A 14,046-nucleotide genomic window follows, 5' to 3' on the forward strand; every position below is an offset into this window, starting at 1 on the left:
GTAAGCATAATTACGTAGAGGAACGTTCCATCAAGTCAACTTCATGGAAGGTCCTGGCGGACCGATCAACGGCAAAAGATTTCAGCTCGAATGCGCGCAGTTCAATGGGATGTTCTATGGCCAGAGCCGGAATTGTGACGATCACGGGCTGGGGGCGGCCGGTTGTTTCAAAGAGACGCAGAATGATGTGCTTTCCGTCTTCGGACAACTTCCACGCCCCGAGCTGTATTGCCGGATTTGACAAGCGAATTCCAGCGACGGGCATCTCCCCTCCTCCGGAAGGAAACACACAAAGTGCGAGACACGGCTCATTTTTAAAGCCGGCTTCCTTAGATATCCGCTCAAATCGATCATGCGCCGGGCCACAATTCATCCAGAAGGTAAACTTGTGCTCTCCCTGATCCATGCGGGCTTCGAAACGATCCTGCCGCACAATCGGCGTGAGGTCATTTATCGGGTGTCCGGAATAGGCCGCAGATCGAAGCAGTGAGAGACGCAGTTCCCCATCTTTGAAATCAAAACCGTAGGTTCGATCATTGATCACTGTCAGGGCGTATTCCTGATTCGCGGATTGAATTGCCAGCCATTTTTGGGCAACCTGCTCATCTCCATCGGGTGCGAACTCCTCCACACCGTATGGCACCTGTCCAAAACACCGGCCGTCATGATAATGAGTCGGGATCGAAAGCTTGAGCATCCGGTCCTTCTCCTCCCAGAATACACGCACTTCCAGTTCAATCTCACTTCCTCTCGCAGGAATACGGTAGCGTAGCAGCATTCGGGAGAAATTGTATCGAAGCATAACTTCGACAACGCTTCGCACCGGCCCGCGTTCGATCACCCGAACCGGAGGGAGAGTCTCTGAATCGACGCCGCTAAATTCCGCTGCTTCTTGACCGGTCATTAATCGAAAGATCCCAGTGCGATTACGGAACGAGCTTACGTTCATTCCCCAGGGATCGGCGTTGTCTCTCATGACCATGGGCAAAAATGCGCCGTGACGCAGCACCTCCTCACCCCGCACCCGATAACGGTCGATCAATCCGGTACTACCGTTGATTTCCACAAGGCAGTCCTCGTTTTGAAACACCAGATTGGCGACATCTGCCGGGACCCTCTCTGCCACAGGATTCAGAACAGGCACTTTGCGCAATCGGCAGGAAAATCGGTGCATCGCAGAGGCACGCAGCGGGCTTGTGAAAACGATCCGCTTCCGTTGGTCGATTGCGATATTACAGCTCTCTTTTTCAAGCTGAACAGGTATGGTGTTGCCATGCTCGTCAAATAGTTCGGGCCTCCAGAAAGTGGACTTATCGAAATTCGGTTCTGGAGGCTGAAACTCACAAATAACGGTATCCTCACCATCATGCGGGTGCGAATTATAGACAAAGATGGGAAATTCCCCATCGCCCGCTTCCGGTTGTCCGGACAGGAATTTGAAGAATACGTCTGCGCGGACTCGAGCAAGAATTTCCAGGCTATGGTGGAGTTTCTGCAGCACCGATTCTTCCACTTCGGCGACTGATGTGCCGGATAGTGAATCGTGAAATTCGCAGAATAGCAATTCCTCCAGGGCCCGGCGAAGCTCAGGTTGGGGGTAGTCGGCACCAATTTGCAGAAACGCATTCATCGCCATGCGCTCGGTCATGAAGAAAGCATTCTCGAGTTGGCGGTGCTTGCCTTTGACCCGCGCCATGGAGGTATAGCAACCTACTCCCCAGGGATTCAATCCTGTCCTGACACGATTCAACGAATCCACACGGGATTGCAGCCAGTCAAAGTATTCTTCAGGGGTCCCGTGTTCGATGGTTCGCCGGGTTTCTTCCGATCGCAGACGAGCGATCTGCAGTAAATCCTCGCGCGACGGGCCGCCACCATGATTACCGATTCCCCACAGCAACAAGCCGACGCACCGATCGGAATTTGCATCGAGCCATTTTTGAACCTTCGCACCGGCCTTGCCCGATTCAGAATTGTAATGGTCCGGCGGACGATGGCAGAGTATCTCCGATCTGTTATATCCCACCCAGACAAAGTCGGGATTATCCAGCGCAAATGTGCTTTCTCCCGGCCGGCAAAACAGGTATCCCCGGTAACCGGATTTGACGAGAATCTGCACTAAGCCGCGTGAGTGCCCGAATGGATCCAGGTTTACCCCGACCGTCGGTTCGACCCCGAACTTTTTCAGAAAGTATCGTTTGCCGGCCAAAATCTGGCGCACGAACGATTCGCCACACGGAAGATTGCAGTCTGGCTGCAGGTACCAGCCCCCCATGATGTGCCATTTCTTTGCGGCAACCAGTTGTTGGATCCTGCGAAACAGTTCCGGCTCGTGTTCCTCCACCCATAGATAGAGCAACGCCTCGTTGTGACAAAACACGAAGCTGTCGAACTCCTCGCAAAAACGCGCGGCCATCCGGAATGTCGACAGCGTCTCGGCCAGCCCTTCTTCCCAATTCCATAACCATACCGGGTCCAGGTGGGCGTTACAGACGAGGTAGAGTTTCTTTTCCGAGGTTTTATTCATATCCATTCATGCGCCTTGCGGGATCCTTCCCTCTATAAAGATGTCTTCACCTACAAAGGGAATCCTCACAGATTCGCCATCCGCCTTGACCGGACTCGAGTTGATATGAAATTGCGGTCTATCGATCAGGTCATCCTGGGAGAAGGTGAATCCTATGCGGCGCTCCCGGAATGGCATGCTTCCCTCGACATAGTTCAATCCCGGAAGCAAGCGCGGACGAATTCGGATTGAGTTCTCCTCCGGCTGGAATCCCATTATGTTTTTGACGACCAGCATGACGACTTCAGCCCAATTCCAGGGCACGATCCCGTTTTGCGCGTAGGGTGGCGCAATTCGATTGCCATACATCTCGAAAAAGGCGCCCGCCGGATATTGAGGCAACGAAGCCAGCCAATCGATCACGCGCTGGACTTTCTCATACTCACGCAGCTCCAGGTAGGCTCGGGCAATGTAGAGGGAGGCAAATGGCCACGGCCCGGCAGAATCGGGATCGGAATCCATGTGATAGCGGCCATACCCACCCATCTTCCAACCTTGATTCCATAAAGCTTCCAGTTGATCCATGGTTGTGCGGGCAATCTGAGATTCCGGAGAAACAAAACCGAGTACGATTGGCAGTGCCGACGCACTGTCAGGATCAAGCGGGTGTGGAATATCGCGAGCAAGTCCCACCTGCTCCGGCAGGCCGGCATTCGCCTTTGGAACGATGAACTCCTGGATGGAACCATCGATTCCTCGGCGCTTGAAAAGTCCCCGTTCGCAGACCAGTGCATGAGTTGGATGGTGCAAAACCATGTCTTTCAATCGCTCCGCCTCCGACTGCCAACGCTCCGCTTCCGGAAATTTCCCGATTTTCCGCGCCAGGTTGGCGGCGGCCGCCAACCCGATCGAAACGAATACCTGATACATCAACTCAATACCGGGCTCGATGCCGTAAATACTGTGCCGCTCCCAGTAATCCCGTTGATTGAACAGCAATCCCGAAACCGGCTCACGAAAAACCGGCCGTAAGGGAAACTCGGCCGTGAGGAAAATCCGATTCCAGTTCGATTCCACAATGCTGAGATCTCCGGTCCAGAGCACATACTCAGAGAGTACGTGCAGCAGCGTTCCATTCTGGTCCAGTTCAGCGTCGGCAGGTTCGCGTATTTCACTGGAATCAACGGCGGATCCCTCGTCGGAAATGAACTCCCGCAGTAATCGCGTCAGCATTACTCTGGCAAGCCGAAAGTGACCGCACAGAATGATCGCGTGTATCATGAAGGACTGATCGCGAACCCATTCCCGGTTGTATTGCCAGATGCCGGCGTCGATCCTGCCGGTTCTGGAAATCACCGCCGGCAATTGCCGGGCGGCGGTTTGAAACAGGTGATCGATGGAAGCTGATGCCAACCGTATTTGCGCAGCCTCACTCCAATATAGAGCGCTCTCGCGATCCGAGGGTTTTGGATCCTTGAATTCCAATTCAATTCTCCGCCCGCTTTCGTCGATCGAATAGAGGATGAGTAGCTCCTTTTCACATCTTGCATTCAGATGGACGCTTCGGAAGATCGATTGGGACCGGATTCCGGTTGCGATCGAGTAAAGCATTGGAACAGGCAGCGGATTCAGCAATCGGATTTCACGGGCGATGCGCGGGGTGGAACGATCAGGACAATAAAACAGCTCGGATATCTCCAGCCCCTCTGTCCTCCAATCCACCCGAACGCGGGGCAATTCAAGGTCATTATCCCAGCTGACACTCAAATCCGTTCTCTCCAAAGGAAAATCGATCCCGCCCCGGCAGATGCACAGCATCGTTTTTTCAATACCCGTATCCGGATCGAAGGAGAGCGCTTCCCTCTTCATTCCGAGTTCCCGCGGGTTCATCACCAACAGACCGTAAGGAGAACCTTCGCCGGCCGGTGCATGCTGAACCGCACCTTGTATCAATCCGTTACCGATAAAAAAATAGCGGACATCACGCAACCGAGTCCTTACGTCAGGAGGACCCACGTTCGGATCATCGTGATAAACATGCTCTTCGACATTGATCATTCTGCCCGCCTGTTTTGCTGCTCTCCGGGAAAAAAGACGACCAGGCCTTGCTGGTACACATGGGTATCCGCGTTTTTTATTTGAGCCTTTGATGTGGAGCGCGTGAAAGCCGGCTCAAAGACTCAAAGACCCTGGGACTCTGAATCCACACCGCCTCATGGGCATCTACAGTCTTCGAATGTTCATGCCTCCGCTGACCTCGATCACGGCGCCGGTCGAAAAATCGAACGCGCCGCCGGCAAGTGCGGCAACTGCTTTCGCCACATCTTCCGGAGATCCCCAGCGCTTCTGGGGAATCAGCCCCTCACTGATCAGCCGGTCATATTTCTCTCTGACAGGTGCTGTCATTGCGGTCAAGATAATTCCGGGACGAATCTCAAAAACGAGGATGTCATGGGCCGAAAGCCGATCGGCAAAAAGCTGCGCCGACATGCTCAGGCCTGCCTTTGATATGCAGTATTCCGCCCGGCTGAGAGATGAAACCGCAGCAGAAACCGACGTGATGAAAATGATGCATGGAGGCCGTCTTGCAGGTGCAGCACGCGCGCCGATCATCAATCTGGCGATCCGTTGAGTGAAAAAGAAAGTTCCTCGCAGATTGGTTGCGAGCACCCGGTCGAAACTCTCAGGGGTCAGATCAAGGATATCGCATCGTGTCAGAGGCGCTACGCCTGCATTGTTCACCAGCAGATCGATCCTGCCCGTATGGTCCACGAGGGAACCGACCAGTTCATCATGGGCACCCAGATCCGCAATATCACCATGCAGACGCAAAAACCCTGCGCCACTTCGCTCCAGTTCTGTTTCCAGGCTCCGCAGCGTATCCGCATCGTCTTGATCCTGCCAGGCGACGTCGATTGCAGCGATGTCATAACCACTCCGCGCCAACTCGATGCCGATCGCTCTTCCGATGCCCCGCGCGCCGCCGGTAACGACGGCTACCGCTCTTGCTGCAATGCCCTTATCATGATTGGTTTCAGTCATAGGCTACGACTCGGTTTCTTCAAATAGTTTTCCGTCCAGATAGTCCTTCCAGACATTTTCGAACCAATCGTTGACCTTCGGAATCGGCCGGACAGGAACCCAACTTTTGTGAATCCGATAATCGGAATCGATCTCGAGTTCCAGGATGTGACGGCTCACGAACGCTTCGCTTTCGACCATTGAAAATCGCCAACTGTCGCCGATGTCCCCGCACGATAGCTCGCCGTCCCGGCCCAGTACCAGATACGAGCCGCGGCTCTTACCTCCCCGATCCAGATACTCGCCGATTGCTTCGAGATACACAGCGTGCGTCAATGCGAGTTCAACCGTCCTGAATGCAAGCGGCACTTCCCTTCGATCATCAATTTGGGAGTTCGATTTGATTTCTTTAAAGGCAAGCCAGGCGTTCTCAATCGCACCTCGGATTTCATCGGGATTTCGCATCTGAGCGCCGTGTCGACTCATCCGCTGCCTGATCTCGTGGCCATATTCGGTGCACGTGCGTTGACCCGCCTGCCTTGGAACGGACAACCATCGATTGATCCGCTCAAGCATGCCGGCAATCTGCGACTGTGCGTCCGAAACGAATTGCGGAACATCGGCCGGTGCAGATCGATATTTCCGCGCGATGTACATCGCTGCGCGCAGAGCACCGACCTGACCCGCATTCAACGCGGCGCCGCCGGGACGATAGACACCGTGGGTACCATTGACTTCGCCGACGGGGAAAAGGTGGCTGATATTCGATTCCCACCAGTGATTGGCGCGCAGTCCTCCATTGTTGTGCTGAGCGCACACGCCGATTTCCAGATACTCCCTGGCCAAATCGATGCCGTGGTCCCGATATAGATCTATTGCCCTCGGGTTCAAACGGGCAAGCCGTTCGATGGGTGTCGCTTGCAGGGCATGGGATCTTTTGAGATATTCCTTCGCCTCCGAAGAAACATCGGATAAGTCGAACTCGGCCAATGTTCCTCCGGGCGAGGGATTATGCCTGAAATCCAGGAAGGCCTTCCGCCCGCGCAGGATGGTTTCCTGATATACGGCAAGGTCGATGAGCGAGGAACCAAAGCCGGCGATCCTTCTCGGATCAAAGGGCCACTGATACCCTTTGCGGAATATCGCGCTCGCCATCGTTCCCATATCAGGGAAATGCTCAACCAGAAAATCGCATTCTCCTTTGCCGTCCATATCCGTGGACACATAGCGCGGTATCACCTGCTGGTATGAGCCGGACACATTCCATCGATGCTTGAGGGATGCCAAACCGAATTGAGACTCGGTAAGATTCTGGGCAATCGCACCGATCTGGAGGGCAATCCCGATCGATCCGATCTGGTCCTCGGGGTATACCGACATTTCATACAGACCGCCGGGCCCTCCGGTGCCCAGAATGACGTTCACCGCATTGAACAGGACCAGGCCGTAGCCGGGGCTCTCGAGTCCGTCGAGATCAAGAGCGACGGCCCCGATAACGCTCTTGCGCTTCTGGCCCTGTGCCACCAAAAGGGCGATTACCTGGTGCCGATCGAAAATCGGGATGCCATGATCCCTGACGCGCTTCGCCAACGCTTCGAACATATGACGGGAGGTGAGCGGACCGGCCGAGGTCGCACGTCCCCGGGGATCATGGTCGGTTCTGTATCCGGGATAGCCCCCGTAGCGGTCGTGAGGAAAAGGAACGCCTAACTGCACCAATTCAAAGAACGCCTGAGCGGAATGTTGCGCTTCGCATAACGCGATATCGCCATGCATACAGCCGCCGGCGAAAAGGTCGCCGGCCATCTCCAGCGGAGAATCCGGAGCTGAGCCAGACAGGGAGAGTTTGTAATAGGTCTGTTTGTCTGAACCCGAATTGTTTGATGTGCCGCCGCCCCATTTCTCCGTGACGATCGCCAGGGCATTCTGGCTCCGCTCCCACAGGCTGAGGGAAGCCTTGAGCGCGGCAGCACCGCTGCCGACCACCAGCGTGTTAACGGAAAATACCGGGAATTGAATCCCTTGTATCAATACCGTACTCGCCCGCATCTGCCATTCCCTATTTCTTGATGTTTGCGTACGCCCCTTTATAGATCGTTCGATCGCGAATCACGCATCCGGCAACCTGATTGTTCCTCATCAAGTCGGTGCAGCAGGAGCATGTAATACAGCATTTGGCAGGATCGAGTTTCCCCAGATTCATCAGGTCGACCGCAGCGTCGGGATATGCAAATGAACTTCTTCCGAGACCGATGAACGATGCACCCCCTTGGGCGATAACCGCCGCACCGACATTGGGCCAAAACCGGCGCAGCCACGAGTATCCGGTGCCGACCACAGGCAATGAGGGGTGAGCATCCTGGAAGACCGCCGCCAATTGGATCAAGGAACAGACGCTGCTGAGCGGATGTATATCAGGACATTTCGCACCTCTGGCTGGGCGCTCAAAAGGCCTCCCGATATGTGGAGAGAGGGCAGGAACGGAAGCCGTGATATTGAACAGGACACAGCCGGCATCAATCAACAATTGCTGTAATCGCAAGGGCTCCGCCAAATCCGGTTTCGCTTCTGCGCCCTGGTCCACTCCGAACCCGTAAGGATAAGGGATCCCGTCCGTCGCATTTAAACGCACGGCAAGATCAAGCCGCGGAACCGCTTCACGAATTCGCCTCACGATGTCCAGCAGCAAGCGAGTCCGGCCTTCAAACCCGCCTCCATACAAACTGTCCGTCCGGGTGAATGCTGAAAGCAACTCGTGCAGCAGATAGCCGTGGCACGCCTTGATATCCACCGCATTGAAACCGGCCTGATGAGCAAGAATCGCCGCAGCGATGAATTGGTCTCCGATTTCGACCAGTTCTGCGTCGCGGAAGAGCTCAACCTCGCCCCGCGATTTGTCCAAAAAAGGATTGTAGCAAGTCACCTTGGGTTTCGATCTGTTTTCCCGCCTGCTGAAACGACCAGAATGGGTAAGCTGCAGGACTAGATATGGTTCGTGGGAAGCGCCGAAACGTTTGCGAGCGGTATTTCTGGCCATTTCCACAAGCCGCAGATACTCAGTGCGTGTTTTCCCGGTCAGTGTCAATTGCCTGGGATTGGATCGTCCAGGATCGGAAACACTGCACGCCTCAAACCATATTAGGCCGCTTCCTCCCTCAGAATATCTGCGGTACCGGCGCCATGTCAGCTCCCCTGGAGCTCCGGCCGGCGTGCCGTCGAATCCTTCCATCGGCTGGACAGCAATACGGTTGGCAACCTTTTGATCACCGATATGGAATGCCGCAAACAGGGGTGCAATCGATTCCTGAAACGGAAGGGATACGCCCAATTCCTGCGCCTTTTTCAGCAGTTCGACAGAATTATGATAGCGGAACGGTTCGTGCCTGCGCATCGCTTCGCCTGGAATAAGTTATCCGACTGAAGAAACAATCCTTCTCAAAGCTAGAATGTCACCTGCCATTCGCTGTTCGCACACATCAGGCCATCGGTCCCGCTCGACCATACAGCCTCCTGACATCGACTTCTCGGCGGTCAATTGCGACAATCTGATCAGCCGCGATAGTTCTGCGGCTGTCAAGTCAGGAAACTTGCTTAAGAAACTCGCATCAAAAATCGGCAATAGAAAACTGCCGCCATGTCCTTCAACCGACAGATTCACGTCGGCTGACAGTGATCTCAGCAACTGCAGGATTGCCTGGAAATCAACTACGCCCAGGCCGGCCGGAACGGGAAATGAAAGCAGCCCTGCAGGGATCAACGAAATACCGCCATCCTTGATATGGGTGCAAACGACCCATGGAAGCAACCGGCGGGTCGCACAAACAGGGTCTTCCAGCATGGTGAGGCAATTCATTGTATCCAGGCAGATACCCAACCACTCGCCCGGGAATGCCTCACACCTCTCAAACAATCGCACCAGCTCGAACGAGGTGAACTCGAAATGTGTTTCTATGGCGAGCACCACGTTATGATCAAGCAGCATCTGCTTCTGTGCGAGCAGCGCACCCGTCATCTCCTGCACCAGAGTTTCCGTCATCGGGCAATCGGGTTGCCACCTCATCAAGCCGCCGGAACAGGAGCGAATGACGCGGGTTCCCATCGTGGCCGCCTGTTCAGCAATTTTGCGATTGGATTCGAGCAGCTCTTTCTTGTCCCAGTTGCTCATGTCCCGTGGGACATGTTGAGCGCCGCCCCATTCCAGGTACATGCCGTTCTCTCTGGCAAAGGAGGCGAGTTCCCGAAGATAAGTCCTGTCGGCCATTGCCTGAAAGCAGGGCTCCAAGCCGGAAAACTGTACACCCTCGGCTCCGTGGTCCAGTGCCCACTGCATTGTCTGCAGCGGATCCAGTCGCAGCGGATATAACCCGTAATTGTCAATGCCTATGCGGAACCGACTCACAATTCCTCTCATCTTCCCTGCCGACCGGCAGTCGTTCGGGAACCGACTTCCCTTCCGCCATGGTACTCATTATCTGATTGAAACCATTACCCACAACAAAACAATCACCAAGCCCACAAGCAGCCAGCACCCCCCGAATCCGACGTAATCGGACCACGCCGGTCTCAGAACCTCCCATTGTGACCCCGGGATCAGCTTTTCCTTTTCGAATCTAGCCGGATGCGCATACGATTCCGCTACTACTTTCTCATCTTCCTCATGAGTCGGCTGTACCGGAGTGTGCAATCTGGCAAAGAACCGGTCGAGCACCACTCTTGGCGCAGGTCGGGTCAGGAATGAGATCAGGAACAGCAGCACAAAGGGGAAAAACGCATCAAAGAAAAATCGGACAGCCACCAGCTGTGATTTCCTGAAGCCCGAGAAATCGATGCCGAACCAGGAAAGAATCCAGATTTCCGCGTGAAAACGGCCCAACCCGACCTTAGCCGATTGCGGATTTTCCGGGTCTATCCTCGCCACCCGCTCGAACAGGATACCCACGGGAGGAATCACATGATCTTTTTGTATTAATTGTCCTGTCGCCGCGGCGCGCCCTTCGCTCACATCCTGCGCCAGCGCCTGCACGGTTACCACCATCGATTGTTGTTTCGTTTCCTGCAGAAACGAACGGCTATATTTAATCGCGTCCACCTGCTGGAAGAGATTTGGTATGATCGCATATATCACGATACAGAGGGCCACTTGTATGATGACCGCCCACCTGGTCACGCGCCGCCAGAGAAATCCGAGCCAAATGGAAGCGCCGAAAATTGCCGGAATTGAAATGATATATTGGAACAGCTCGAGCAGATTGTTCACGAGCAGCGCCACACCGATTCCACCCAGCAAGGAGGCGGCAATGACGATGCGGCCGACCCTCAGATAATGCCTGTCGGATTTGCCGGCATAGCGTGGTTTGTACAGGTTATTTGTGAAGAGCGCCGCGTATGAGACCGCGCCGGCGGCTAAGGCAGACATATTGGCCGCAAGGACCCCCACCAGCATCAAGCCGATCGCCCCAGGTGCCAGCAGGTCTTTCGTCATATATCCCCAGATCATGTCCGGGTCATTCAGTTTCCCTGCGTACATCCCGACAGCCAGCAATCCGGCAAGTGCCCAGAACAGCATCAGGATGCGCTTGGCGAACATCCCGCCGATCATGCCGATGCGCGCAGTGTACTCGTTCCTGGCCGATCCGGCGGTCTGCATCCCCGAAACCACGGCCACAATCGACACCAGGTTGGACAAAACCATCGCCAGCACGGTATACCAGGCATATTCGCTCAAGGTCGCCGAGCCGAACAGGTTGAACATGTAGTCTGGCACCTTCGCATGGAGCTGGGCGAAGCCGCCTATTCTTATTAATCCGACCGGGATCAACATCACGGAGAATGTGATGATCAACATTCCCTGCACGGCATCAGTCAACGCAGCGGCACGGAAGCCTCCCAGCATGGTGTAGACGGCAACGACAATCGCAAACATGAAGTAGAAAAACACCGGACTGATATAGGATACGAACGATTTGAGTTCGCCTTTTTTGTTCTTCTCCCGCAATTCATTATATCGCGCTTGCCGCTCGTCGGATAATCCGTTCGCTTTCTGCGCTTCGAGCACCTGGAACTCTTCAAATTGTCGGATGCTGGCCTGCTCGGCCGGTGTGCATTCCTCGAACGGTTTCGGCGCCATCGCAACCATGGTCTTGCCCGCGACCATATAGCCGACACCGCTACCGACCAGCGAAAGCGCCAACATGAACACGGCATAACCTGCGCCGAGAAAACGACTGTTATAGCGTTCCGTGAAATAATCGCCAATCGTCGTCAACCGGACGCGACGGAAGAACAGCGTCGTGAACCAATAAAAGGGGGTGAGAAAGAGAACAAGAAACTGGATCCACATTCCGCCGATGCCCTGCCGGTAGATCTCGCGCGAGACCGCTACCGCCTGATCCGCATTGGTGGAGCATCCGAGATTGAGGAAAAACTGATAGAATTTGCCGAGATTGCGGCCGGCGAGATAAAATTCCCTTTCACTCCTGGTTTTTTTTGATACCCGCTTTCCCAGCCACACCATCACCACGACGTATAGCGCGATGATGCTCAGATCGACGACATGAATGCCCCAAAGGTACATTTGCTGTGATCCTTATGCGTGCAGGCATTTCTATCTCGGGAGCGCTCGCGGCGCAAGGGAAATTCGGCCAGCGCTCGATTACGGGAAACTCATCCGGATCGATCAGGGAGTTGCCGGTGAGAGAAGAACATCGAACCAGCGTGCCCGCGCACCAGAATGCGCTATGCGAATCGTGGGTGACTCTGGACTCTCATCACGCCAGAAACCAGAAATCCAGCGCGCCGCGATCGAGGTGGATGCGCGCCGGCTCAGGGCTGATGTCCTGGAGCATCTGGTCGCGGCGATATAACGGGCCCGGCCCTTCCGCGCCATAGTAGATCGGCACCTGGCATTGATCGGAGTCGGAGTAACCGGTCGCATCGCTATTTTCGAGCGGTTGCATCCTCACCACGGTGTCGCCCTTCCAGGTCACCCGATAGCGGTACTGCTTGAAACCGGGATTGCCGACAGTTGATTCCTCTTCGCGAATTTCCAGAGGGTAAGTGAGGGTGATCAGATCGGCAGCCGGCCGCCGGCCGAAATCGAGATAGTTGCCCCGAACATCGACCCCGAGACCTCCCCTGTCGGATTCAGCATGGATGTCGGCGGCGCCGGCAAAGTCGGGGACTCGGACGTGCACGCGGCAGTCTTGCTTGAGTCGGATGGTCAACTCGCCCCGGTAGGGCTGCAAACAGCGGATCTCGGCCTGGGGCAGCAGCTTGTCCAGGTGCATGTTCACGTAAAGGCAGTCGTCGAAGAAACGCGCCGCATTCTTCCAGACGATGAACAGGGCGTGGGTGCCCGAACCTCCGCAGCAGTTCTGGAAGGCCCGGACCTTATTCTTCAACTCGGGGCCGCCCCAATGGGCTTTGAGCGATTCCTGCGCAGCAAGGAAGTGGTTGGGTGAAGTCCAGCCCGCATAGCCGCCAAGCATGCGCCGGTCAATGTCGCGCCAGGTGAACTGAGCGGTATCGGGCTGCGACGGATCGGAGACCAGCCAGGAGCCATCGGCAAGCTGGCTCTCGATGAGATGGTTGCGGGCGGTGCGTTCGACGTCGCCCCAGTACTCAGGATGGCCGTGGTTGGCAAGCGTGACGCCCAATCCGATGTAATCCATCAGGGCGCAGGTCTCGCAGGAGATCACGTCTCCGCGGCGTCCGACCACCTCAGGCAGGAAACCAAACCGCGTCCCCAGGGACCGGACGTGGCGATACAGCTCATTGATACGATTCAGGAGCACCGCATCCCGCATGTAGATGGCGTAATCAGCGGTGCCTAGCAGGGTGCGCAGGCTGCTGTGCATGTGTGCGCCCTGGCGGAGAGTGTTGCCAGGGAGGAACTCGGGTTTTTGAATGAATGTATCGCTCACGACCATGCCCGCCAGCTCCAGCGCTGCCGCCGGGGGGGCATACCGACCGGCGGCCATCAGACTCTTGAGGATGAAACCGTTGAGGTCGTCACGCTTGCCGGACCTTCTCTGCCCCAGCAGCGTCTCGACCATGGTGTGGATGCGTCGCTCCATCGCCGGCTCAGGCTGATCTGCGAATGCGGTCGCCAGGGCATAGAGCGTCAGCGCCTGGTCGCCGCTATCGGCCACGTGCTTCGAATAGTGGGTCTTGGGTCTGAAGAGCAGACCCGTGGCTGGATCGAGATAGGACTCCAGCTTCTCGCGCCACCTGGACTCGATACCCACCTGTTGTCCTGTCATACATCGGGCCATGATGGCGGCCTGGAATTGCCGGCTCATCACGTCGCCGAAGTCGGGCCAGTCGTGGGCGGCTTCGGCCGGTGTAGTCCAGAAGATGTTGAAATAAGGCTGCGCGTCTTTGTCAACCATCTCACAGAGATAGTTAAAACTGTGCCGAGCATACGTTTCCATTGCTACGGTTTGCGCAGCGGTGGCGGCTCTTCCTCCCTGGTTGCATCCTGCCATTGGAAACCTCCTTCATCACACCCCCGGGCCGGG

8 protein-coding genes are annotated in these 14,046 nt (G+C 55.6%); all 8 read right to left on the reverse strand.

The window, feature by feature from the left end:
- Window positions 1–10: 10 nt before the first annotated feature.
- The 8 genes from LAP85_08200 to LAP85_08235 all read right to left on the reverse strand — a co-directional run bounded on the left by LAP85_08200 (window position 11) and on the right by LAP85_08235 (window position 14,013).
- Window positions 11–2,533 (reverse strand): alpha-mannosidase, encoded by a 2,523-nt coding sequence (locus LAP85_08200; GenBank protein MBZ5496369.1) that lies wholly within the window; start codon window positions 2,531–2,533, stop codon window positions 11–13.
- Window positions 2,534–4,564, reverse strand: a complete 2,031-nt coding sequence (locus LAP85_08205; GenBank protein MBZ5496370.1) for a hypothetical protein — start codon at window positions 4,562–4,564, stop codon at window positions 2,534–2,536.
- A 165-nt stretch (window positions 4,565–4,729) separates the two neighbouring features.
- Window positions 4,730–5,548 carry a 3-ketoacyl-ACP reductase gene (locus LAP85_08210; protein ID MBZ5496371.1) on the reverse strand — a complete coding sequence of 273 codons (819 nt, stop codon included), beginning with the start codon at window positions 5,546–5,548 and terminating at the stop codon, window positions 4,730–4,732.
- A 3-nt stretch (window positions 5,549–5,551) separates the two neighbouring features.
- Window positions 5,552–7,576: an FAD-binding protein gene (locus tag LAP85_08215; protein ID MBZ5496372.1), complete on the reverse strand. Its 2,025-nt coding sequence runs from the start codon at window positions 7,574–7,576 to the stop codon at window positions 5,552–5,554.
- 10 nt (window positions 7,577–7,586) lie between these two features.
- Window positions 7,587–8,918: a hypothetical protein gene (locus LAP85_08220; GenBank protein ID MBZ5496373.1), complete on the reverse strand. Its 1,332-nt coding sequence runs from the start codon at window positions 8,916–8,918 to the stop codon at window positions 7,587–7,589.
- An 18-nt stretch (window positions 8,919–8,936) separates the two neighbouring features.
- On the reverse strand, window positions 8,937–9,926 hold the full coding sequence (locus tag LAP85_08225; protein MBZ5496374.1) for a sugar phosphate isomerase/epimerase: 990 nt from the start codon (window positions 9,924–9,926) through the stop codon (window positions 8,937–8,939).
- 69 nt (window positions 9,927–9,995) lie between these two features.
- The gene (locus LAP85_08230; GenBank protein ID MBZ5496375.1) at window positions 9,996–12,101 is read right to left on the reverse strand and encodes a sodium:solute symporter family protein; all 2,106 of its coding nucleotides are present in this window, start codon (window positions 12,099–12,101) and stop codon (window positions 9,996–9,998) included.
- A 193-nt stretch (window positions 12,102–12,294) separates the two neighbouring features.
- Window positions 12,295–14,013, reverse strand: coding sequence for a hypothetical protein (locus LAP85_08235; GenBank protein MBZ5496376.1), 1,719 nt, complete (start codon window positions 14,011–14,013; stop codon window positions 12,295–12,297).
- Window positions 14,014–14,046: the final 33 nt, after the last annotated feature.

This window comes from Terriglobia bacterium (assembly GCA_020072565.1).
In the GTDB taxonomy this organism is placed as follows: domain Bacteria; phylum Acidobacteriota; class UBA6911; order UBA6911; family UBA6911; genus JAFNAG01.